Consider the following 22,399-nt stretch of genomic DNA (forward strand, 5'->3'; position numbering starts at 1 on the left):
ATAAAAAATGCAGGCCAATTAGGCCTGCAAAATGGTCCATGAACCCCGTCCCCTAGGTCCACTATTCTGTCTGAGCTACTGGCTCCTCTGATACTTCTTCAGATGAACCACTGACCCCGTCCCCCTGGGTCAAAAGGCGTTTTTCGTAGCGTGTGTAGATTACCCATGCTGCGAATCCGAAGATAACTGGGCCGCTTAAAGACCAGAATGTAGTCTTTACGTCGCCATCAAGAGCTGGCTGTATAATTGCAAATGCATTGGCAAATAAAAGAGTAAGTGTTACCACATATCCCCAGATATTTGCTGAAGCCTGAGACTTGAATACTACGAAGCTTCTATCTACATCCTTCATCTTCTTGAACTTAGGAAATGCAAATGAGATAAACATATAAGGCACTGTCATACCAACATTTACCATTGCTGTAAGAATCAAGAAAAACTGCTGCATTGTATCGCCACCAAATGAGATAAGTAAAATCATCACTGAAACGATTGTGCATTGAATCCACATAGCGTTCTTTGGCATTCCACCCTCGGCTGTCTCACCCATTTTACCTGGCCAAAGTTCCTTTGGTGTGCCATCGATAATCTGCTTAAGTGGTGAATAAACAAGTGTAAACATAGCACCCATAAGAGCAAGAAGCATGATGCATGCATATACTCTGGCAAATCCATGAGCAAGTGCAAGCTGTGTCGCAGGTGTAGCACCAAATGCCTTGCCAATCTCTGCTGCGAAATTTGACATAATTACATAAGAAACATTTCCAAGTGTAATCTCATCATTTCCAAGGATCTGCTTATAATTTGTAAATGAACCTACAAGCATAATAAGTGTTGCATATCCAACTACAATAACAAGTGCTGCTATTACGATTCCCTTTGGGAAATTCTTCTTAGGGTTCTCTGTCTTATCAACAAGTCCACCTACTGCCTCAATTCCACCGTATGCAAAAAGCGCATAAACGATGAATGACAAAATCGCAATCGGACTTCCCTGATATGCTGCATTAAGTGGAGTCTTAAGTGATTCAAAGCCAGCAAATGGCTGCTGAAGCTGTCCACCGCGAGCAATAATCATAATGATAGAGCCGATTACCACCATAATGTTAATTGTAAGAACTGCTGTACCACCAACAGATGTAACTGTGCTAATTTTATCAATTCCTTTTGAATCAAAATATGTGATTACAATAAAGAATATAACTGCCATGATACCAAGCAATCTAGAACCTGATAAGAAATGTGATCCAAATAATGACCATGTTGCTGTTGTGTCCTTACCAAAAATAACGTTTGATACAGGCACCCAAATACCTGATGACACATTTACCATCCAAAGTACATAGGATGTATACCACATAAATGTGCCGATGAATGCATACTTTGGTCCAACTGACTTACACATCCATGAATACATTCCACCAGTCTCGTTTCTAAAAGCAGAACCAAACTCTGCTACCATAAATGCAAATGGAATAAAAAATAAAATTCCTGCAATAACAAACCAAGGGATAGCTGCATATCCCATTAAATAATAAGATCTTGGAATGTTATTAAATCCATATACTGATGTAAAAATCATCAGTATGAGAGACATAAGTCCCAATTTCTTTTCCTTCATGTATCTTTTAAATACTCCCTCTAAATAAATTCTTTATTTAATTTTTACGCACAGCGTTGTCAATTATATCACGATTAAATCGGTTCCGCTATGGTGAGAAAGCCTTTAAAACATAGGAAATACAATGCATTCGCACTTTAAACTTTTAAACTTTAAAACGCAAAAGATTAATACACATTGCCTCATTTCTGTAGGGCGTTACAAAGCAAAAAGCCCTATAGCTTTTCGCTATAGAGCCTTAATCTAAAATGGACCAGGAACCCCGTCCCCTAGGGCCAAAAATTCTTAGTATAACTTTGCACCAGCTGGGATGTGGTTATCAATCATAAGAAGGTGAAGCTCTTCACCGTCTGAATCCTTGAGGTTGTTAACTGCTGAAAGTAACATACCGCATGACTCGATACCCATCATTGCACGTGGTGGAAGATTTGTAATAGCCACAAGTGTCTTGCCAACAAGCTCTTCTGGCTCATAGAACTCATGAATACCAGAAAGGATTATTCTATCTGTGCCTGTACCATCATCAAGTGTGAACTGAAGAAGCTTCTTAGACTTTGGTACTGCCTGACAAGCCTTAACCTTAACTGCTCTGAAATCACTCTTAGAGAATGTATCAAAATCAACCTGCTCCTCGAAAAGTGGCTCGATAGCTACATTTGAGAAATCGATGCTTGAGTTAGGAGCAAAGAATCCTGACTTATCATCAGCTGCTGTAGCGCTCTTCTTTGGTGCATCAAGGCTCTTCATAGTCGGGAAGAGAAGCACGTCACGGATAGCTGCGCTATCTGTAAGAAGCATGCAAAGTCTATCAAGTCCATAACCGATACCGCCTGTAGGTGGCATACCGATTTCAAGTGCGTTGAGGAAGTCCTCATCTGTGTGCTCAGCCTCATCATCACCAGCCTCTGCGTTAGCATCCTGTGCTGCAAAACGCTCACGCTGATCGATTGGGTCATTAAGCTCTGAATATGCATTACACATCTCCCATCCGTTGATGAAGAGCTCGAAACGCTCTACCTTTGATGGGTCAGATGGCTTTTTCTTTGTAAGAGGAGAAATCTCGATTGGGTGGTCCATAATAAATGTAGGCTGAACCAAATTATCCTCGCAGAACTCCTCGAAGAAGAGGTTAAGAATATCACCCTTCTTGTGACGGTCCTCAAACTCTACGCCCTTTTCACGAGCAAGAGCCTTTGCTGCCTCATCATCAGCAACTGTATCAAAATCAACGCCTGCGTACTTCTTAACAGCGTCTGTCATTGTAAGTCTCTCAAATGGCTTACCAAGGTCAATCTCGATTCCGTTGTAAGAAATCTTTGTAGAACCTACAACCTTTTCAGCAAGGCGACGGAACATAGTCTCTGTAAGCTCCATCATACCCTCATAATCTGTGTATGCCTGATAAAGCTCCATAAGTGTGAACTCAGGATTGTGACGAGTGTCAACACCCTCGTTTCTAAATACACGACCAATTTCGTATACGCGCTCGAAACCACCTACGATAAGTCTCTTAAGGTAAAGCTCAAGAGAAATACGAAGCTTAACATCCTCGTTAAGTGAGTTGTAATGTGTCTCGAATGGACGAGCTGCTGCACCACCTGCATTTGAAACAAGAATAGGTGTCTCAACCTCCATGAAATCACGCTCAGCAAGGAAATTACGAATCTCCTTCATCATAAGTGAACGCTTAACGAAAACATCACGTGAGTCCTTGTTCATAACAAGGTCAACATAACGCTGACGGTATCTCATATCTGTATCTGTAAGACCGTGGAACTTCTCAGGAAGAATCTGAAGTGACTTAGAAAGTAAAGTCATCTCCTCAGCGTGGATTGAAACCTCACCTGTCTTTGTTCTGAAAGCCCATCCCTTGATACCATAGATATCACCGATATCAGACTTCTTGAAATCTGCATAAGACTCTTCGCCGATTGCATCTCTGGCAACATAAACCTGGATATCACCCTTGCGGTCACGGATATTGCAAAAACTTGCCTTTCCCATAACACGCTTAAACATCATACGACCTGCAATGCTAACGTGAATTGGCTCTGCATCCATGATTGCGCGGCGCTCATTGTAATCGTCGTTAACTGCCTGCTTTGCAGCCTCTTCATCCATACCGTCTGTATTAACAGCTGCACGTCCTGCTAAAAGCTTGGCCTCGTGCTCCTCATAAAGTGCACGTGCTTCGTCTGTGTGATGTGTCTGATCAAACTTTGTAATCTGAAATGGGTCCTTACCTGCTTCCTGAAGTGCAGCAAGCTTATCACGGCGGACCTGTAAAAGCTGATTGATATCCTGCTCTGCCATAATGTCTCCTTATCTATTTCTACTTATTATTTTACGTAATCTTAAAAGCCGTTTAATTATAATCTAGTGTATCAATTCAGTCAAGGCAGGCGCTTTCAAACTATTTTCACAAGCCACACATTGCTCTTTACCATGAAATAACCCATGATATTTTTAATTAGCTCTGTACCCTGAACAAGGAAATATACCCACACTATTCCAAGAGATGTATATCGTGTAAGCACGAATGCAAATGGTGCCATAACAACCCATGTAAACACTGAGTCAAAGAGGAATGTAACAAGAGTCTTTCCTCCTGAGCGAAGTGTAAAGTATGAGCAGTGGCTAAATGAGCAAAATGGCATCCATACAGCAGCAACTGCTATAAAGCTTGTTGCAAGACTTCTGATATGCGCATCTACGTTGTAAATCTGTGGGAACAGGCCACCACATGCAAACATTATGATTGCCATGATAGTACAGCAGAAAACGCTGAACACTATCATCTTATTGTCAGCATCCTTGGCCTCTTCCAATTCTCCTGCACCTAGGTGCTGTCCTACAATAATACTTATACAAGCACCAAGCTGGATAAATACTATATTAAATAAGTTTGCAACCGTGTTTGAAATGCTAAGCGCCGAAAGCACGTCCATTCCCCTAAGTGAATATGACTGAGTAACTGCGCTGACACCTGCAGCCCAAAGCACCTCATTTAACATAAGTGGAGTGCCCTTAATCATTATGCTTTTAAAGATATCCTTTGGAATACCAAATCCCACATAGGCACCCTCCAGATATTTGTTAACACTTCTGTGTGTATGAGCCCAGATGACAACAATAGATGCCTCTATGTATCTAGCTATAACAGTTGCAATAGCTGCTCCTGCTACTCCAAGTTTTGGAAATGGTCCAAAACCAAAAATCAAGCAATAATCAAGTATTGCATTTGTTGCCACGGCAATCATACCTGCTACCATAGGTACAACTGTCTGTCCTGTCTCTTTTATGTTGGTAGAATATGCCTGGTTTACTGCAAAAGGAATAAGTCCCACCAAAACAATTCCCAGATACTGAAGGCCCAGCGCAAGTGCTTTTTCCGGAGAAGCCCCCTTGCTCTCTGTCAGGAAAAGCGAAATAAGCTGACTTCCAAAAAGCTTAAAAGCTATTATTCCAAGGATTGTCACAAGCAAAGTACCGTACAGCTTGAAACGGAATGTATACATGTGACCCTTATGGTCACCCTTACCATAATACTGAGCACCAAAAATACTTCCTGCCGATGCAGCTCCAAATACTGCAAGCATAAAAACAAAGTTCAATTGGTTAACTGTAGATACCGCACAAATAGAATCTGCTCCCAGTCGGCCTACCATTATGTTGTCCAAAAAACTTACAAAGTTTGTAATGGCATTTTGGATAATCATAGGTGTTGCCAGAAATATATATCGCTTATAAAACGCTTTACTACCTATGTATTTTTTCTTAAATTCAGCCAGCATTTTGTCCCTCCTTTGTTGTTCGAATTTAGTTAAAAAATAAAAAAGGCCACAACCAAAATATGGTTGTGACCCAAAATAAGTCTAAAAATTATTTTGTCTTCTTAGCTGCAAGAATCTTGTACTGAAGCTCGCCTGCATCTGTTTCAACTACAACAGTGTCGCCCTTCTTGTGTCCAAGAATAGCCTTACCTACAGGTGACTCGTTAGAAATCTTGCCCTTAAGGCTGTTAGCCTCTGTAGAACCAACGATTCTGTACTCTACTTCCTCGTCAAACTCTACATCAAGAAGTGTAACTGTCCAACCAATGTTGATATTTTTAGTTGCATGCTCGTCTGTTACGACCTCAGCATTCTTTAAAATCTTTTCAATCTCTTCGATACGAGCCTCGATATCTCTCTGCTCATCCTTCGCTGCATCGTACTCAGCGTTCTCTGAAAGGTCGCCCTGCTCTCTAGCTTCCTTAATCTTCTGAGATACTTCTTTTCTTTTATTGACCTTGAGATCCTCAAGCTCGTCCTCTAATACTTTAAGTCCTTCGGCTGTAAGTAAATTCTTCTTTGCTTCCATAATTTTTCCTTTCCTGTTCGGATATATTTTTAAAGATTTCGATACCCGAAACCCTCTTAATCTTAGTAACTTTTTGAATTATAAGCCACTCATAAATTGATGTCAAGAATTCCAAAAGTTATTCATAGAATCTTCAAAATCATTTAGCAATAAGTGCTAAGAAACTCAGTAAAAAGCTGCTCTAATTCCTCGTAAGATTCCACATCATTTATCCTGCCTCTCAGCTTGCTGGCACCCTTGTATCCTGCTGTATACCATGCTGCATGCTTTCTCATTTCTCTGATTCCAAGGTAGTCTCCCTTGAATTCAATCTGAAGCTTGGCGTGACGAAGCATTGTCTTTACCATCTCTTCCATCGGTGGCTTGCCTATCAATTCCCCTGTCTCAAAATAATGAAGAATCTGATGGAAAATCCATGGGTTACCCTGAGCACCTCGGCCAATCATAAATCCATCGCAGCCTGTCTGCTCCTTCATGGCAATCACATCTTTTGCATCTAAGATATCACCATTTCCAATGACTGGAATCTTGACCGCTGATTTGACATCAGCAATGATGCTCCAGTCGGCCTTGCCAGAATAATACTGCTCTCTGGTACGTCCGTGAACAGCCACTGCTGCCGCACCAGATTCCTCTGCCACATGTGCCATCTCTACTGCGTTAATATGTTCATCGTCAAAACCCTTTCGAATTTTAACCGTCACAGGCTTTGAAGAATTTTTCACCATGCTCTCAATTATCTTGCCAGCAAGTACTGGATTCTTCATGAGGGCTGAACCATCGCCATTGTTAACAACCTTTGGTACAGGACAGCCCATATTGATATCTAATATATCGTAATTACGATAATCGATTTTAGCTGTCATCTGCCCCATGATTTCTGGGTCCGAACCAAAAAGCTGCAGGCTGACAGGTCGCTCTCTTTCATCAACCGTCAAAAGGCTCTCTGTATTTTTATTGTTATAATAGATTCCCTTGGCGCTGACCATTTCCATGCAACAAAGGGCTGCGCCCTGTTCTTTGCATAACAAACGAAATGGCAGGTCTGTTACTCCTGCCATTGGTGCCAAAATCAAATTATTCTCTAGTTTTACATTTCCTATTTGTAATTGTTCAATCATTATTTCTTTTGCTTATCGTAAATAAATTTCATACCAAAAAGTGTAAGGTTTGGATTGTAAATGTCGATGCACTGTGTCTCGCTGGCAATAAGATTACCAAGACCGCCAGTAGCTACCACCTTAACATTCTCATAACCGCTCTCTTTGATCATGTTCTTAACAATGTATTCTGTCTGACCAATCTGACCATAGACAAGACCGGCCTGCATAGAAGAAATTGTCTCCTTAGCAAGAATCTTCTCAGGCTTTTTAATCTCAATCTCAGGAAGCTTAGCTGCGTCTTCCCAGAGGGCCTTGGCACTGATTCTGATACCAGGAGCTGTAACACCTGAAACAAATGCGCCACTTGCATCTACCAAATCATATGTAGTAGCTGTTCCAAAATCAAGAACAAGTACTGGTCCACCGTAAAGCTCATATGCACCAGCCGCATCAACGATACGATCTGCACCAATCTGCTTAGGATTCTCTGTGGCAATTCTGATGCCAGTCTTAATTCCAGCCTCAACAATAATTGGCTGTGTGTCAAAATATTTGATGATTGAGCTGGTAAGTGAGTGCATAACATTTGGCACAACTGAAGCTATGATAACATCATCTATTTCTTCTGCATCCAAATTATTAGAGCGAAGAATCTCTCTAAATGTAATACCGAACTCATCTGATGTACGATTGATTTTTGTTGTTACACGAAATGAACCTAAAAGTTCCTCGTCCTTAAACACACCAAGTGTGATATTTGTATTTCCAACGTCTATTGTAAGTAGCATAGTCTAAAGACCTCCCTCACCTAAGAATACGACTTTATAATATGTTTCAAGAGCTTCAAATAATTCCATACGCTCCCTTTGCATTCTCTTGACCTCAAGAGCTGAGCCAATCTCATCATAAAGCAAATCGTCTTCATTGTGGTCCACCTGAATGCGAAGAGAACCATCCTCATCAAAGAGCATCTGAATGGTGCCGCTGACCTCCTCGGTGTAGAGCACACACATAACTTTCAGCTCATCCTTAATCATTGGAGGGAGTCCCTCAAATTCTGGATTCAAATAAAATTTCTTAGTGTAGCAACTAGAGCCACATAAAACTACTTCGTCCATATATCTCCTTTAATCGAAAAAAGCTATACGTATCCATATATTCCTCTTACCGATACTTCTCCGGTTCTGATTATTCTTTCCTCGCCATCAGCATCAACTATCAGTTCGCCTCGATTATTAATGCCCATAGCGGTAGCTTCGTAGGAATTATCCTGAGCTTCTATTCTAACACGTTGTCCACAATTAGCAAGATGGCTTTCGTATTCTTCCTTCAATCCACTCATATCCTGTGTCTGAATAAAGATATTATAATACTTTTTGAAGCTCTCCCATATAGCTTTTGTAAGTTCTCCTCTGTGGCCTTGTTTGCCAACTGATTCCAGCTGCAAATCTACTGACGTAGCTTTAAAGGCAATGTCTTCTGGGAATTGCCTGTTGTGCACATTAACTCCTATGCCCACAACCACGTACCAAACCTTGCCTTCTTTTAATTCCATCTCTGTGAGGATACCACAAATCTTTTTTCCATCAAGGACGATGTCATTAGGCCATTTAATCTGACCATCTAATCCATATAATCTGCTGAGGGCATCTCTAACAGCCATAGCCGCCACCACCGTAATAGTCGGAATAGCATCAAGGCTAATCTCCTCTGGTCTAAGCAGCATAGATGTAGAAATAGAGTCATGGCTAGGTGACTCCCATTTTCTGCCAATACGTCCCTTGCCTGCTGTCTGAGTGCCTGCAGAAATAACAAGGCCCCCATCTGCGTTCTGGCGGGCCCTGTCCTTTATTCTATCATTTGTTGAATCTACAGTATCATAGTATTCGTATGTAATTTGATTAAGCATTTCCCAATGTTGCGTACATGATAGCCTTTATTGAGTGCATACGATTCTCAGCCTCATCAAAGACTATTGAACGCTCACCTTCAAAAATATCGTCTGTAACTTCCATACAGTCAATGCCAAACTTCTCGTAGATTTCCTGACCAATAGTAGTCTTTAAATCGTGGAATGCTGGAAGACAGTGCATAAACTTAGCACCTGGCTTCGCATATGAGAATGCCTTTGCATTTACCTGATATGGGCTGAGCTCCTTGATACGCTCCTCCCAGACCTCATCAGGCTCTCCCATTGAAACCCATACGTCTGTGTAGATAACATCAGCATCCTTGCAACCTGCTGCCACATCCTCTGTCAATGTGATAGTAGCGCCTGTCTCCTTTGCTATCTTCTCGCACTCTTCTACAAGAGCAGCCTCTGGGAAATACTTTTTGTTTGTACATGCAACAAAATCCATTCCCAGTTTTGCACATGTGACCATAAGTGAGTTACCCATATTATAACGGGCATCGCCCATATATACAAACTTTATTCCAGAAAGCTTTCCAAAATGTTCCTTAATTGTCATCATATCTGCAATCATCTGTGTAGGATGAGACTCATTTGTAAGACCATTCCATACAGGAACACCTGCATATTTTGCCAACTCCTCAACCTTTGTCTGCTCAAATCCACGATACTCTATACCATCAAACATGCGGCCAAGTACGCGAGCTGTGTCAGGAATAGATTCCTTCTTGCCAATCTGAGAACCAGATGGATCAAGATATGTTACACAAGCACCCATATCGTATGCAGCCACTTCAAAAGAACAACGGGTACGTGTAGATGTCTTTTCAAAAATAAGAGCAATATTCTTGCCAGCCATGTAGTCCTTCTGTGACTTGCCCTGCTTTTTTTCGTCCTTAAGCTTAAGTGACAAATCGATTAAATAATTAATTTCCTCTGATGAAAAATCTAACATTTTTAAAAAGTTCTTACCTTTAAAGTTCATATCGCACCTCCGTCTTTTATGTATAAATATTCATTCGTTTTGATTTATTATGCATCATAGCACAAAAAAGCTCTTGGGTAAAGCCCAAGAGCTAGATTTTTTATACATTATTTTAATTTTAGTAGAAAACGTGGTTACCGATTACCAAGCCTTCTTTTGAACCGGCACGTCTAAAGTGTGTTAAACCACCTGTTGGATCAGAACCTGCCATAGCTTCCTGTGCTGCCTGAATGCATGATGCCTTTGGTCCCTTGGCAATAACTGCTGACATACGTGATGTAGCAAACTGGCCTCTCTGGAAAATAACACCATTGACAGAATTAGCATAAGAACCGCTATAAACTCTGTTCATAACTACAGCACCTACTGCAACCTGTCCTTCATAAATCTCACTACCAGCCTCAATCTGAATGATTGCTGCAAGAAGTGTAATATCATCAGCTGAAGCTATAACTGTCTGGTTGCTAGCTGCCTTAGCGGCTGCCTCCTGCTTAGCCTGCTCAGCGGCTGCTGCAGCTGCGGCTTTTGCTTCCTCGGCTGCGGCTATAGCTGCGGCCTCCTCTTCAAGAGTGATAGCCTCTCCTGTAGCCATATCTACCTGAACATAATCAGACTTAACATATCCTGTATTGCCTTCGTATGTTACAGATACCCAACCTTCGATTTCTTCTGCGTCTGTATTAACTGTAAGCTTTGTACCCTGTGGTACTACCTTAAGTATCTTAGAGTCCTCAGATGCCTCGCTACGGATACGAAGTCCTGCAACACCTGTAGTAGCATAAGAATCGCATACATCAAGAGCATGCTCATATGCTTCGATACCTGTAATACAATAATCTGCTGATACGAAACCGTGTGCATTACCTGACTCAATCTCGTACCATCCATCAAAAACATCAACTAGTGTAGCAACATCACCTGCACGAAGCTTTCCAATAGCTTCGGAACTGGCATCTGCCTCTGCACGAATGTATAGATACTCATCTACATCTGCCATGACCTTATCAGCCCACTGGTCATACTTATCATTTCCGTCTGGCTCTACCTGATCTGTAGTAGCCGATACAACTGTAACGTCTGACGCTGCATAAACTAGTTCTGATTGCTGTGCGCTCAATTCAATATTAGATACAGCATAAAAAGCACCTGCAGTACTTGCTGGCTCTAACTCAACGTTTCTAGTAGCCTTGGCTGGTGACTCAACATAAGCCATTGTTGATAACATGCAAAGTGCTACCACAAGAGCGCCGCCCTGCATTGTACGCTTGTTAATATACTTCTTATTTTCCTGGTACAATACAGCAACTATATCGCTAAATTTACTCATATGCCTCCGTTTCTTATTCTCCCTTTTTTACAGAAAAAAATAAGTTGTTACGATTTTGTTACAAAGGCTAATATAACATTCTTACAATTTTTTGTCAAATTTAGCGACTATGACATAAAGAGCTCATCGATACAATCCCACAATTCTTGGTACTTTATAGGCTTTTGTATGCAGTACTTAGCTCCCATTAATTTGTACTTTAAAAGGTCTGTCTTTTGTCTGCCTGAACAAACAATAATATTTGCATCCGGATTAGAAGCGAGAATCTTCTCAATGAGCCACTCGCCACCGATTCCGCCCTTCATCATGATATCTGTAATCACAATATCTGGAAGCTTTTCCTCATAGAGAGCAAAGGCATCATAGCAATCTGTTGCCTCGATAACCTCTACGTCTTCTTCCATGGAAAGTAACCTTTCCAAGGTTCTCCTTGCAAATATCTCGTCGTCAACTATTAGAATCTTCATACAATACTCTCCCAAAATCATCTATAGTTCTTCTTCATTCTATCATGGATTAACTGTTATTACACCATGAATTTGACTTTTCTTATACGATTGTTATTATTGTAAATGTTTAAATCAACTTTATCATTGGAGATTTTATATATGAAGAAAATAGTAATGACTGGTGGTGGAACTGCTGGTCATGTCACACCAAATTTGGCACTTCTTCCATATTTAAAAGAGGCTGGTTTCGAAGTGCACTATATCGGCTCATATACCGGTATTGAAAAAAAGCTTGTAGAGCATGCAGGAGTTACTTACTACGGCATCTCATCAGGTAAATTAAGACGTTATCATGATTGGAAAAATTTCACTGACCCATTTAGAGTAATTAAGGGCTTTTCTGAGGCTAATCAGCTATTAAAACATCTTCAGCCTGATATTGTTTTCTCTAAGGGTGGTTTCGTTTCTGTTCCAGTTGTTATGGCTGCTGCCAGACAGCATGTACCTGCTATTATCCATGAGTCAGATATGACACCAGGACTTGCTAACAAGCTTGCCATTCCTTTTGCATCAAAGGTCTGCTGCAACTTCCCTGAGACAATGAAATATCTTCCTGCAGGAAAGGCTGTACACACAGGCTCCCCTATTCGAAAGGAACTTTTCTCCGGTTCAAAGGAGGCAGGTCTTAGCTTCACTGGATTTAATAATGAAAAGCCAGTTATCCTTATTATGGGCGGAAGCATTGGCTCTAAGTTTATTAATAATGCTGTATGGTCATCTCTTGATACCCTACTTCAGGATTTCCAGATTGTTCATCTTGTAGGCAAGGGAAATATCAACAATGACCTCACTGGCAAGACCGGTTACCAACAATATGAATTTATCAGTGAACAGCTCAATGATGTTTTTGCTATGACTGATCTTATGATTAGCCGTGCCGGCGCCAATTCAATCAGCGAGATACTTGCTCTTAAGATTCCAAATATACTTATTCCTCTTTCTGCAGCTGCAAGCCGTGGCGATCAGATTCTCAATGCTGAAAGCTATGAAAAGCAGGGATTTTCTACTGTACTTCAAGAGGAAGAATTAACTGGCGATATTCTTGTTAAATCTGTAAAAGATGTCTACAAACGTCGCGACGAGATAAAAGAAAAAATGGCATCCAGCCATTTGCTGGACGCCAATACAACTATCATGAATTTAATTTCTGAACTCTGTGGTTAGTTATTTAACCATCTGTCCATAGAAGAGTATTTCATTTTCTTCGTTTTCAAGTTCTGTGTAAACGAAGAATTTGAAAGGCTCTGTGGCATAGAATGTCTTTACTTCTTTTTCCTCCGGCATCGCTGCTGACTCAGTCATCATAATTGCTGTAACAGCTGCTGCCTCAAGGCCCTCTTCATCTGTTTTAATTCTAGTCTTTTGAATAATATCGCTGATATATACAGGCACAGTGGACATTGTAGAAAAATCTGCGCTTCCGTATTTATCAAATGCAAGCTCTACACCTTGACTCTTTAAGTACCCAATCAATACGCTACTACCAAATTCACTTTCCATATCTAGCTTTGGGAGCTTTATGTCTACCTCGTACTCTGTAGCCTCTTTTAAGGCCGTATCTATATCGTCAATCTCGCCTAATACAAATGCTGCTTTAACACCGTAGTCTAGTGGAAGAATAATAAGCTTGCCATTTTCATCCTCGTAATAATAGGTGTCATCCTGCTTGCACATATAGCTCTTAGTAACAGTCTCAGAATCTATTGTTGTAAAATCATCATCCACTGTACCACCCTCTGGGAAAGAATCTACCCAGCCAGCCCTCAAATACAGTGCATTTACAAGAGCTAAGTCTACAGAACTCATGTCATTAGTAATACTATTAATAAGGCCATCTGTGGCATCTGAAACCCATGAATTTACTGCATCTGCAAGGTCGGCGCCTGGTACTGTTGTAGCTGGTGCGCTATACATCTCCTTGGCAAGGTCTATGTATTCCTGGGTGAATTCAGGATTGCCGTCCTCATTGGCCCAAATAGAATTTACCAATCTAAATGCGCCGTCCGGTTCCCCGTCTACTGTATAATAGTCTGCCATATCAGGGTCGCTTTGGATTTCAGCAATGTTTTCCTTTTCAGCCTCTAGGCTATCATTGAAATCCACTGTCTCGTTGTAGACCATGCTATACCAAGCATTCATCTCATCAACACTCTGAAATCCCATAGCCTTTAGTAGCTCATCCTGAGTCTGACCATTTGCACCTGCTACAGCAAGACAAAGAGCAGCTTTGTAGGATGTAGGAGAAATCATATAATTCTCTTTTTCATAGCCATTTTCTCCCACATAGGCTATCAACTGACTATTAAAATCATTCATGCCAGCTATTCCGGCAACGTCCCCGTCAACTGGTTTATGTTCTAACTCACCTAATGTTTCATTAGAAGAATTTGGCTTTTCAGGCTCTGGCTCATTGCCTTTACCACATGCTGTGGCAAGACTGGCCGTCATCATACCAACTAATAAAAGACTAATTATTCTTTTTTTCATATTTATCCCCCCACGGAACAACTACATAGATAGCTTTTTGACCACCTCTGCAATTTCCTCATCTGTAAACTTCTGATGGCTCCATCCACAAATTGTCTTGTCTGGATCATCCTCATATCTAGGGATTACATGAATATGTAAATGATGAACTGTCTGGCCTGCTGCCTCGCCATTGTTTTGAACGATATTAACTCCGGCGCAGCCAAGCTTATCCATCATGTTCTTAGCAATCTTTTTAGCAAGAGGAAGTGCCTTTACAAGTACATCATCATCTGCCTCAAGTAAATTTGCAAAATGATTCTTTGGAAGAATAAGTGCATGTCCCTTTGTAGCTGGGTCTGCATCTAAAATCACCTTAAAATCATTATCCTCATAAATAGAATTAGTAGGAATATCTCCATTAGCTAGTTTACAAAAAATACATTTTTCGTCCTTCATCATTTGCCTCCTTAATGTAAATACTAATCTGAAAATGGGAATATCTCATCAAGCATTCTAAGTGTTTTGAAATTGCCCTTTGCAGTCATATCTCCCACTGAAAATGCTCTCTGGAATGTCTCTCGACCAGCTACTATATTGTCCATAATTGCTGCCGAAAGCTTCATATATACATCTATATTGTCTTCTCGACCATAGCGGCACTCAAGCTGCTCACCATTTGCATATACAAATAGTGGCTGGGTCTTGCCATCTATCATAAATAAATATTTGGCTGTAAAATCCTTGTTGCCCCGGAAATGTATTTTGAAATCGTTTATATATTCGTTGGTGCTATCCTCCTGCTTTTGACCCATCATGTCTCTGAACATGCTGGTCAAATCAGCGATATCAGCCTTTTGTGTCTGAACATACTCATCATCAGATACGAATCTAGAAAGCTGCTCTGACTCCTGTGGAGAAAGCTCAAGCTGCGCTGTTCGAGAAATGCTTCTAGTAACAGCCTGATTGCTGGTAGGAAGTCCCTTAGTGTGCTGAGAAATAGTTCTATAAAGTGCCTCCACCTTTTTTTCAATGATGTGAGCATACTCAGCATTTTCCCTGAATTCTTTTAAGTCCTCAACATAGCCGCAGAATCCAGCACAAGGCAGGCCACCAAGAATTGCCCATGCATTTTCAAGGGTAACCATAGCCTCCCTCTCACCGTAGGTAGTAGACATAACTACTGGCTGCATGTATGTAGTTGCAAGGGAAGTTTTGTCAGCGTAGAGCCAGCAAGCATCCAAAAACTGATTCATATAGCCGCCGATGCCCAGCCATTCTACTGTGGTTGCAAGGATGATTCCATCTGCGTCCTTTAATGTCTGTGGCAGCATAGAGATTTGATTTTTCTGTTCGTAAATATTATAGAGAGTGACCTCAACCTGAAGCTCAACAAGAACCTGCTCCATTTTATTGATAACATATAATGTTGGGTCCTCTAAAAGACCTCTACCGCCGTAGTAAATGTTTACCTTCATTATTAACCCTCTTCGTGCTCGTTATTATCTAAAGTATAAGTTTTTTCACTGTTTAAATCAACGTGATGATTGTGTATAAGTGTTGGAATTCCATAGGTAATTAGTGTAAAAAGTAATCCTGCCACCAGACCTCCTATGTGCCCTACATTGTCTGTTCCAGCTGATGCAAATCCAAAATAAAGGGTCAGCACCGCCATGAAAATCATCCTCTTTGTGCTGATTCCGCTATATTTTCCTCTGTTGACTATTATGACAATAATCATTCCTCCGATTATGCCAAATATAGCTCCTGAGGCGCCTGCCACAATGTCATTTTGCCCCATGAGGCACATGTAGAAAAACGACAAAAAGGAGCCAGTCAAACCTGCTCCTATGTAAATGCCAATAAATCTAGTAATTCCCACTGCTCGCTCAAAGATCTGTCCCAACAAAAATAGTAAAAGCATATTATTGGCCAAATGTTCAATTCCAAAGTGCAAAAACATGCATGTAAAAAGGCGATACCACTCCCCATTAGATAAAATGAGGTAAGGATTCATCGCCCCGTGTAAAAGCATGAATCCTCCGCTTCTAGTATCACCCATAAACTCCAGCACAATAAAGACAATTATATTAATTGCCACCAAAATAAATGTCACTGGACCATTCTTCGGTTTTAAGAATTCTTCGCTATTAGTTTTCACCCTATGCAAGCATTTCCTGTGGCATTCTGCTAAGCAGCTTGCTCATTGCCACCTTATGCTCATCCTCCATCTCTGTAAGTGGAAGTCTAAGACTACCTACATTAAATCCTAACATATTCATTGTAGATTTAACAGGGATAGGATTTACTTCACAGAAAAGTGCATCCACTAGCTCAAGATAATCAAGCTGTAGCTTTCGTGCTCGTTCCTCGTGGCCATTTAAATACTCCATAACCATGTCATGAGTGCCGCGTGGTGCCACATTTGAAAGCACGGATATTACTCCAATTCCACCAAGTGCTAAAATAGGAATAATCTGGTCATCGTTTCCAGAATAGATATCAAGACAGCCTCTGCAAAGGCTTGCAAGCTTTGTAATCTGGGAAATATTTCCGCTAGCCTCCTTGATGCCTACTATATTTGGATTCTCAAGGCCAAGTCTCATAGCTGTCTCTGGAAGAATGTTGCATCCAGTACGGCTAGGCACATTGTACATGATGATTGGAAGATCAATCTCGTGAGCTATTTTAGTGTAATGCTCGTATAGTCCCTGCTGTGTAGCCTTGTTGTAAAATGGAGTAACTATAAGAAGTCCATCCACACCCAGGGCCTGAATCTTTTTCGAAAAATCGATAACAAGTCGTGTTGAATTGCCCCCTGAACCAGCAATTACTGGAATCCTGTGATTAACACGTTTTACAGTAAATTCAATAACAGAAAGCTTTTCTTCCTCACTCATTGTGGCTGGCTCACCAGTTGTACCGCAAACAATGATTGCATCAGTGTGACCTTCTATTTGTCTGTCGATTAGAGTACCAAGCATGTCATAATTTACGGTATCGTCTTCATTAAATGGAGTAATCAGCGCTACTCCTGCACCTTTAAATAATGTCATGACCGTCCTCCTTAATAATATCAGCGATGAGTTCTCTCTCATCCATGTGGTGTTTAACACCTTTTATTTCCTGATAGTCCTCATGGCCCTTGCCGGCGAGAACTACAATGTCACCTTCCTTTGCATTGGTCAGACAATAGCGAATAGCCTCCTTGCGGTCTGGGATAGTAACATACTCGCCATCAGCCTTGTGAACACCAATTAAAATGTCATTGATGATGTCCATTGGTTCCTCATTACGTGGATTGTCTGAAGTTACAACTGTAAGGTCAGCAAGCTTTGAAGACACTTCACCCATCTCATAGCGGCGACTCTTTGCTCTGTTTCCACCACAGCCGAAAAGACATACAAGTCTGCCTGGCTCGTAGGCCTTAAGTGTAGTGAGGAGACTCTCAAGTGCCATTGCATTGTGAGCATAATCAATCATAACTGTAAATTTCTTAGAAACTGGAACAAGCTCAATACGTCCCTTTACATGAACATCCTTAAGGGCTGCCTTGATTTTGTCCTCAGCAACGTTAAACTGCTTGCAAATTGCAACAGCTGTAAGTGAATTATATACAGAGAATGTACCTGGTACATTTACCTCTACATCCATGTTTGTTGTGCCAGAAATGTGATATTTAACCCCTAGCGCTCCGTGCTCATTTAAAAGCTCAACATTCTCAGCTACAAGGTCGTTATCCTTGCCGTAGCCGTATTTGATAACCTCACATGTGTGGTCCTTTAAAATGCCATCGATGTGCTCGCTATCTCCGTTGAAAATGCCAGTCTTACACTGCTGAAACAAAAGGCTCTTGCAGTGCATGTAGTCCTCAAAATCCTTGTGCTCGTTCTCACCAATGTGATCTGGCTCAAGATTTGTAAATACACCAATATCAAATGTAAATCCAGACACTCTGTGCTGCATAAGGGCCTGTGAGCTAACCTCCATAACTACAGCATCAAGGCCTGCATCTACCATCTCTTTAAAAAGCTCCTGAACACGGTAAGACTCTGGAGTAGTGTTGACAGCTGGGATACGCTCATCCCCTACAATTGACTCGATTGTTCCAATAAGACCTGTCTTCATTCCTGCCTTCTCTAGGATAGACTTTACCATGTATGTGGTTGTTGTCTTGCCTTTTGTACCTGTGATTCCGATGGTCTTAAGCTTTTCTGCTGGATGGCCAAAATAAGCTGCAGATGTAATTGCAAGTGCCTCACGGGAATTTGCCACTTTGATAAAAGTAACTCCCTCAACTTTTTCAACATCCTTTTCGATGATGATTGCCTTTGCACCCTTTTCAATTACATCAGGTATGAAATCATGGGCATCTCTAACTGCACCTGAAATACATACAAAAAGTGAACCCTCCTCTACTTTTCTAGAATCATAAGTAAGAGTTGTGATGTCACAGTCTACGCTGCCTGAATATAATTCATAATCAAGTTTTTCGATTAAGCTACTTAATTTCATTTTATACTCCATTTTCCTACAGATATAATCTGATTGATTTACAATTTATAAATTAATTTCTCCTGAGAATACTTCTGTTGCAGGACCTGTCATAAATACATGATTTGTATCTCTGTCGTACTCAATAGTAAGGTCTCCACCGCGAAGATGTACTAAAACTTTATCCTCTGTTTTGTTGTTTAAAATACATGCCATAACACAAGCACATGTACCTGTTCCACATGCCCATGTCTCTGCTGAGCCTCTCTCCCAAACTCGCATATTAGCCTCTGTACGGCTGATAACCTGTACAAACTCAGTATTTGTTCTCTTAGGGAAGCGCTCATGACTCTCAAATAATGGGCCATATTTCTCAAGCTCAAAATGCTCTGTATCATCTACAAAAACTACTGCGTGTGGATTGCCCATGGAAACACATGTCATGTTCCATGTCTTGCCGCCAACCTCAATAGGCGCATCAATCACCTTATCTCCATCAGCAACTACTGGAATCTCAGCTGGTGTAAGAATAGGCTCTCCCATATCAACTCTTACCTGCTCTACCTTGCCATTTTCAACAAATAGAGTAAGATACTTAACGCCTGCTCCTGACTCAACAGAAATCTCTGTCTTGTCTGTAAGCTTGTGGTCATAAACATACTTTGCAACGCAACGAATACCATTGCCGCACATCTCTGCCTCTGAACCATCAGCATTATATATTCTCATTCTGAAATCAGCCTTGTCAGATGGGCCAATTGTAATCACTCCGTCTGAGCCAATTCCAAAATGTCTATCGCTAACCTTGATTGATACTGCTGCAGGGTCATCAACCTGCTCCTCAAACAGATTTACATAAACATAATCGTTACCACAGCCATGCATTTTTGTAAATTTCATAAGTAATATCCTTTCGGTGCTATACATAGTTTCCTAATCTAAATTCATTATACTAGGCACTTTTCGTTTTGTTAAGCCACTCTAGTGTTCTAAATATTGCAAATAGTGCTATCCAGTTTTATACTTTAATTAAATCAGAGTTATTTATAGAGGATATTTATGGCTGAGTACAATAAAAAAGGATATTTATATTCCAATTTCAAAATATTCCATCTGAAGGATTCCAATCTTGGAGAAATCGATTTTCATTATCACGATTTCCACAAGGTTCTAATTCACCTGGCTGGAAATGCCTCATACTCTATTGAGGGACAAAATTTCGATTTGCAGGCTGATGATATTGTTTTTGTAAATGCAGGCGAAGTTCATAGACCTATCTTCCATGACAACTCAGTATATGAAAGAATCATCATTTACATTTCAAAGGAATTTTTGGCCGAATACACTAGAGATGATAATGATTTATCTTTGTGTTTTAAAAATGCCATGGAAAAAAATTCCCACGTACTTAGACTTCACTCCTTTAAAAATTCAAAGGTTGCTGCCTCTATTGGACAGTTAATAAATAATCTGGGAAAAGATGCCTATGCCAATGAGCTTTTTATGCAGGTCCTTTTTCTTGAGTTTATGGTGGAGCTTAATAGGGCTGCCATCAGTGATGAGGTAGAATATATTTCTACTAACTACGCTGGCACCAAAATCAACTCCATTATCCAATATATAAATGAAAATCTTACGTCTGATTTATCCGTAGACTCTCTAAGCGAGAAATTCTTTCTATCCCGCTATTATCTAATGCACACCTTTAAGGCGGAGACCGGCTATACCATCGGAAACTATATCACTATCAAAAGACTGTCCTTGGCTCAGTCTTATATAGATGCCGGATTATCAATAGTAGAGGCTAGCCAGCAGTCTGGATTCGGCACCTACTCAACATTCTTAAGAGCATACAAAAAGACCTATGGCACCAGCCCTCGTAAAAAGGCTGAGTCACAGGCCTCACTTTCATTTTAATAATACGTATATGCGAATTGTATATTACACCTTTACTTGAATACCAGTTTCTTAATGAGATTTGTAATCCTTCTAACCACCTCTGCTAAAATAATGCTCAGGGCTAATATGATTACAAAATCTCTTACAAGATTTTCAGATACACCATTAATTGTAAAGTAGATTATTGCAAGTACATGGTGAACAAGAATTACGTACCAGCTTATACCTGATAGGTACTTTATTATCTTTGCTGATATTGCTCCATCTGCTAGGTTAATATCCTTGAATGCAATCACCAAAGCTATGGACCAGATAAAGCATAATAGCTCTGCCTCACTCTCGGTGCAGGCAATTATTTGCTTTGTTGTAAAAAGGCTATCTGCAAGGTAAATGAATAAAATACCAATTGATAAAACAACGCTAATGATCTTTACAGCTTTTGATATCTGATTATCTATCAGCCATCCCTTCAGACACATTCCCACATAGAAATAGAATATTATAAATAGAGGATTTATAAATACTGACAGCTCAAATGGATTGATAAAGTTTGCTAGGATAACATAGGCTGCAAATAGCACACACAGTGTAAGATACTTAGCCTTTTTTATTAATATAGCCAGTAGTGGAAATAGCAAATAACAGATTACTATGCATGACATGAACCACTCACCAATCAGATAATAATTTGGACCATATTTTACAGCAAGTCCATCTATTCCAAGTATCGTATATACGAATTTTCTCTTAGGAATATAATTCCATGGAGCCCATTTTAACAGCACAACACCTATGCCAAGCATCAATATATATGCCACATAAAATGGAATATAAAGACTCTTAAATCTTCTAATATAATAGTCCTTTAGCTTCAGCTCACCCTCGCGATTATACATAAGGGCAAATCCAGAAATCAAAAACAAAAATATGCTCGCTGGCCTAGAGAGAATACTAAATAAAGCAAGTGATGAAAACACTCCATCACCTGTGCCACCTAGCCCCACATAACTGTCTGTCACATGATACAAAAAAATGAATACAATTCCTAATACTCTAAGTATATCTAGTCCTATAATTCGCTTATTCATGATGCTCCCTTTAATAATTAGGCTTCTTTGCTAAAAATTTCTCCATAGCCATTGTAACAACCTGATTTAATGTAAATCCGTTTTCTGCTGCATATATAGACGCTTTTTCATGGATTGCAGGTGTAGTTCTTATGTTAAATGTACCTGAAAATTCTTTTTCAGGTGTTTCACCAAATTTAGCACACGCCTCAAAGTAATTCTCTATTGAATCATGAAATGCTTCTTCTAATTCATCAACAGATCTTCCATAAAAATTTAAGGAGTCCTTGATACCAAATACGTGTCCAACAAAAATTTTATCTACTCTATCATAGCCGATAGTCGCTCGGTATCCTTTATATTTCATCATATCTGACTTCATATCTCCTTACTCCTTTTCTCCTATTTCTATAATATAATTCTTCACTCTTTTAATCTGGTCTCTATATAATTCATTTCCAGGGTGCGGACCATCAAATTGCAATTTTCTACCTGTTAATTCATGGCGATAACCTATACCCGAGCCTCTCCCACCCTGAAATTTTTTGCAATTACATTTACTCATAAGAGCATCTAAATCTCTAACTGTAAAATCCCTCGGACATGGTATTCTAAATAGTTTTCTTATTAAATCTTTCTTTTTTGGCATATTGT

At 40.2% G+C, this 22,399-nt stretch carries 23 protein-coding genes; 2 read left to right on the forward strand and 21 right to left on the reverse strand.

What is annotated here, in order from left to right; all coding sequences use genetic code 11:
* Window positions 1–61 precede the first annotated feature (61 nt).
* The 11 genes from yjeM to BLP50_RS09590 form a co-directional block, all read right to left on the reverse strand.
* Complete coding sequence (gene yjeM, locus BLP50_RS09540) at window positions 62–1,621, reverse strand: glutamate/gamma-aminobutyrate family transporter YjeM (protein ID WP_090154089.1); 1,560 nt, start codon at window positions 1,619–1,621, stop codon at window positions 62–64.
* 285 nt (window positions 1,622–1,906) lie between these two features.
* On the reverse strand, window positions 1,907–3,934 hold the full coding sequence (gene lysS / locus BLP50_RS09545; protein ID WP_090154091.1) for a lysine--tRNA ligase: 2,028 nt from the start codon (window positions 3,932–3,934) through the stop codon (window positions 1,907–1,909).
* Between the two features lie 95 nt (window positions 3,935–4,029).
* Window positions 4,030–5,415, reverse strand: a complete 1,386-nt coding sequence (locus BLP50_RS09550) for an MATE family efflux transporter (RefSeq protein WP_176753744.1) — start codon at window positions 5,413–5,415, stop codon at window positions 4,030–4,032.
* 88 nt (window positions 5,416–5,503) lie between these two features.
* On the reverse strand, window positions 5,504–5,983 hold the full coding sequence (gene greA / locus BLP50_RS09555) for a transcription elongation factor GreA (protein ID WP_090154093.1): 480 nt from the start codon (window positions 5,981–5,983) through the stop codon (window positions 5,504–5,506).
* Between the two features lie 143 nt (window positions 5,984–6,126).
* A complete protein-coding gene (dusB, locus tag BLP50_RS09560) occupies window positions 6,127–7,104 on the reverse strand; it encodes a tRNA dihydrouridine synthase DusB (protein ID WP_176753745.1) in 978 nt (325 codons plus the stop codon).
* Window positions 7,104–7,874, reverse strand: a complete 771-nt coding sequence (locus BLP50_RS09565) for a type III pantothenate kinase (RefSeq protein ID WP_090154095.1) — start codon at window positions 7,872–7,874, stop codon at window positions 7,104–7,106. Before BLP50_RS09565 ends, dusB begins: the two co-directional genes overlap by 1 nt.
* A 3-nt stretch (window positions 7,875–7,877) precedes the next feature.
* Window positions 7,878–8,204 carry a DUF6145 family protein gene (locus BLP50_RS09570; RefSeq protein WP_090154099.1) on the reverse strand — a complete coding sequence of 109 codons (327 nt, stop codon included), beginning with the start codon at window positions 8,202–8,204 and terminating at the stop codon, window positions 7,878–7,880.
* 23 nt (window positions 8,205–8,227) lie between these two features.
* Window positions 8,228–8,995: a biotin--[acetyl-CoA-carboxylase] ligase gene (locus BLP50_RS09575; RefSeq protein ID WP_090154101.1), complete on the reverse strand. Its 768-nt coding sequence runs from the start codon at window positions 8,993–8,995 to the stop codon at window positions 8,228–8,230.
* Entirely contained in the window at window positions 8,988–9,983 is a 996-nt protein-coding gene (argF, locus tag BLP50_RS09580; protein ID WP_090154103.1) for an ornithine carbamoyltransferase, read from the reverse strand. Before argF ends, BLP50_RS09575 begins: the two co-directional genes overlap by 8 nt.
* A gap of 118 nt (window positions 9,984–10,101) precedes the next feature.
* Window positions 10,102–11,310 carry an SH3 domain-containing protein gene (locus tag BLP50_RS09585; RefSeq protein WP_090154105.1) on the reverse strand — a complete coding sequence of 403 codons (1,209 nt, stop codon included), beginning with the start codon at window positions 11,308–11,310 and terminating at the stop codon, window positions 10,102–10,104.
* Window positions 11,311–11,417: 107 nt separating this feature from the next.
* Window positions 11,418–11,777 carry a response regulator transcription factor gene (locus BLP50_RS09590; RefSeq protein ID WP_176753746.1) on the reverse strand — a complete coding sequence of 120 codons (360 nt, stop codon included), beginning with the start codon at window positions 11,775–11,777 and terminating at the stop codon, window positions 11,418–11,420.
* A gap of 141 nt (window positions 11,778–11,918) precedes the next feature.
* Between BLP50_RS09590 and BLP50_RS09595 the strand changes: the two genes are divergently transcribed.
* Entirely contained in the window at window positions 11,919–12,983 is a 1,065-nt protein-coding gene (locus BLP50_RS09595) for an undecaprenyldiphospho-muramoylpentapeptide beta-N-acetylglucosaminyltransferase (protein WP_090154109.1), read from the forward strand.
* On the opposite strand, the gene BLP50_RS09600 is transcribed toward BLP50_RS09595, so the two are convergent.
* The 7 genes from BLP50_RS09600 to dapF are packed head-to-tail and all read right to left on the reverse strand — an operon-like array spanning window position 12,984 to window position 19,679.
* Window positions 12,984–14,306 carry a serpin family protein gene (locus BLP50_RS09600; protein ID WP_090154111.1) on the reverse strand — a complete coding sequence of 441 codons (1,323 nt, stop codon included), beginning with the start codon at window positions 14,304–14,306 and terminating at the stop codon, window positions 12,984–12,986.
* Between the two features lie 21 nt (window positions 14,307–14,327).
* Window positions 14,328–14,744 (reverse strand): HIT family protein, encoded by a 417-nt coding sequence (locus tag BLP50_RS09605; protein ID WP_090154113.1) that lies wholly within the window; start codon window positions 14,742–14,744, stop codon window positions 14,328–14,330.
* Between the two features lie 23 nt (window positions 14,745–14,767).
* Complete coding sequence (locus BLP50_RS09610; RefSeq protein WP_090154116.1) at window positions 14,768–15,763, reverse strand: SCP-2 sterol transfer family protein; 996 nt, start codon at window positions 15,761–15,763, stop codon at window positions 14,768–14,770.
* A gap of 2 nt (window positions 15,764–15,765) precedes the next feature.
* Window positions 15,766–16,446, reverse strand: coding sequence for a rhomboid family intramembrane serine protease (locus BLP50_RS09615; protein ID WP_242869252.1), 681 nt, complete (start codon window positions 16,444–16,446; stop codon window positions 15,766–15,768).
* Between the two features lies 1 nt (window position 16,447).
* Window positions 16,448–17,341, reverse strand: coding sequence for a 4-hydroxy-tetrahydrodipicolinate synthase (gene dapA / locus BLP50_RS09620; RefSeq protein ID WP_090154118.1), 894 nt, complete (start codon window positions 17,339–17,341; stop codon window positions 16,448–16,450).
* Window positions 17,328–18,800, reverse strand: a complete 1,473-nt coding sequence (locus BLP50_RS09625) for a UDP-N-acetylmuramoyl-L-alanyl-D-glutamate--2,6-diaminopimelate ligase (RefSeq protein ID WP_090154120.1) — start codon at window positions 18,798–18,800, stop codon at window positions 17,328–17,330. Before BLP50_RS09625 ends, dapA begins: the two co-directional genes overlap by 14 nt.
* 45 nt (window positions 18,801–18,845) lie before the next feature.
* A complete protein-coding gene (gene dapF / locus BLP50_RS09630) occupies window positions 18,846–19,679 on the reverse strand; it encodes a diaminopimelate epimerase (RefSeq protein ID WP_090154122.1) in 834 nt (277 codons plus the stop codon).
* Between the two features lie 159 nt (window positions 19,680–19,838).
* On the opposite strand from dapF, the gene BLP50_RS09635 reads away from it, so the two are divergent.
* Entirely contained in the window at window positions 19,839–20,696 is an 858-nt protein-coding gene (locus BLP50_RS09635) for an AraC family transcriptional regulator (RefSeq protein WP_090154124.1), read from the forward strand.
* 32 nt (window positions 20,697–20,728) lie between these two features.
* On the opposite strand, the gene BLP50_RS09640 is transcribed toward BLP50_RS09635, so the two are convergent.
* The 3 genes from BLP50_RS09640 to BLP50_RS09650 are packed head-to-tail and all read right to left on the reverse strand — an operon-like array spanning window position 20,729 to window position 22,394.
* The gene (locus tag BLP50_RS09640; RefSeq protein WP_090154126.1) at window positions 20,729–21,766 is read right to left on the reverse strand and encodes an acyltransferase family protein; all 1,038 of its coding nucleotides are present in this window, start codon (window positions 21,764–21,766) and stop codon (window positions 20,729–20,731) included.
* A 10-nt stretch (window positions 21,767–21,776) separates the two neighbouring features.
* Complete coding sequence (locus BLP50_RS09645; RefSeq protein WP_176753747.1) at window positions 21,777–22,127, reverse strand: type II toxin-antitoxin system HicB family antitoxin; 351 nt, start codon at window positions 22,125–22,127, stop codon at window positions 21,777–21,779.
* A gap of 6 nt (window positions 22,128–22,133) precedes the next feature.
* The gene (locus BLP50_RS09650; protein WP_090154128.1) at window positions 22,134–22,394 is read right to left on the reverse strand and encodes a HicA; all 261 of its coding nucleotides are present in this window, start codon (window positions 22,392–22,394) and stop codon (window positions 22,134–22,136) included.
* Window positions 22,395–22,399 lie beyond the last annotated feature (5 nt).

The organism is Pseudobutyrivibrio sp. AR14 (genome assembly GCF_900101325.1).
Lineage (GTDB): Bacteria > Bacillota > Clostridia > Lachnospirales > Lachnospiraceae > Pseudobutyrivibrio.

What these genes read in the sequence shown, in the direction of transcription:
- yjeM (WP_090154089.1), bottom strand. Translation starts at nt 1,621, where the DNA reads ATGAAGGAAAAGAAATTGGGACTTATGTCTCTCATACTGATGATTTTT.
- lysS (WP_090154091.1), bottom strand. Translation starts at nt 3,934, where the DNA reads ATGGCAGAGCAGGATATCAATCAGCTTTTACAGGTCCGCCGTGATAAG.
- BLP50_RS09550 (WP_176753744.1), bottom strand. Translation starts at nt 5,415, where the DNA reads ATGCTGGCTGAATTTAAGAAAAAATACATAGGTAGTAAAGCGTTTTAT.
- greA (WP_090154093.1), bottom strand. Translation starts at nt 5,983, where the DNA reads ATGGAAGCAAAGAAGAATTTACTTACAGCCGAAGGACTTAAAGTATTA.
- dusB (WP_176753745.1), bottom strand. Translation starts at nt 7,104, where the DNA reads ATGATTGAACAATTACAAATAGGAAATGTAAAACTAGAGAATAATTTG.
- BLP50_RS09565 (WP_090154095.1), bottom strand. Translation starts at nt 7,874, where the DNA reads ATGCTACTTACAATAGACGTTGGAAATACAAATATCACACTTGGTGTG.
- BLP50_RS09570 (WP_090154099.1), bottom strand. Translation starts at nt 8,204, where the DNA reads ATGGACGAAGTAGTTTTATGTGGCTCTAGTTGCTACACTAAGAAATTT.
- BLP50_RS09575 (WP_090154101.1), bottom strand. Translation starts at nt 8,995, where the DNA reads ATGCTTAATCAAATTACATACGAATACTATGATACTGTAGATTCAACA.
- argF (WP_090154103.1), bottom strand. Translation starts at nt 9,983, where the DNA reads ATGAACTTTAAAGGTAAGAACTTTTTAAAAATGTTAGATTTTTCATCA.
- BLP50_RS09585 (WP_090154105.1), bottom strand. Translation starts at nt 11,310, where the DNA reads ATGAGTAAATTTAGCGATATAGTTGCTGTATTGTACCAGGAAAATAAG.
- BLP50_RS09590 (WP_176753746.1), bottom strand. Translation starts at nt 11,777, where the DNA reads ATGAAGATTCTAATAGTTGACGACGAGATATTTGCAAGGAGAACCTTG.
- BLP50_RS09595 (WP_090154109.1), top strand. Translation starts at nt 11,919, where the DNA reads ATGAAGAAAATAGTAATGACTGGTGGTGGAACTGCTGGTCATGTCACA.
- BLP50_RS09600 (WP_090154111.1), bottom strand. Translation starts at nt 14,306, where the DNA reads ATGAAAAAAAGAATAATTAGTCTTTTATTAGTTGGTATGATGACGGCC.
- BLP50_RS09605 (WP_090154113.1), bottom strand. Translation starts at nt 14,744, where the DNA reads ATGAAGGACGAAAAATGTATTTTTTGTAAACTAGCTAATGGAGATATT.
- BLP50_RS09610 (WP_090154116.1), bottom strand. Translation starts at nt 15,763, where the DNA reads ATGAAGGTAAACATTTACTACGGCGGTAGAGGTCTTTTAGAGGACCCA.
- dapA (WP_090154118.1), bottom strand. Translation starts at nt 17,341, where the DNA reads ATGACATTATTTAAAGGTGCAGGAGTAGCGCTGATTACTCCATTTAAT.
- BLP50_RS09625 (WP_090154120.1), bottom strand. Translation starts at nt 18,800, where the DNA reads ATGAAATTAAGTAGCTTAATCGAAAAACTTGATTATGAATTATATTCA.
- dapF (WP_090154122.1), bottom strand. Translation starts at nt 19,679, where the DNA reads ATGAAATTTACAAAAATGCATGGCTGTGGTAACGATTATGTTTATGTA.
- BLP50_RS09635 (WP_090154124.1), top strand. Translation starts at nt 19,839, where the DNA reads ATGGCTGAGTACAATAAAAAAGGATATTTATATTCCAATTTCAAAATA.
- BLP50_RS09640 (WP_090154126.1), bottom strand. Translation starts at nt 21,766, where the DNA reads ATGAATAAGCGAATTATAGGACTAGATATACTTAGAGTATTAGGAATT.
- BLP50_RS09645 (WP_176753747.1), bottom strand. Translation starts at nt 22,127, where the DNA reads ATGAAGTCAGATATGATGAAATATAAAGGATACCGAGCGACTATCGGC.
- BLP50_RS09650 (WP_090154128.1), bottom strand. Translation starts at nt 22,394, where the DNA reads ATGCCAAAAAAGAAAGATTTAATAAGAAAACTATTTAGAATACCATGT.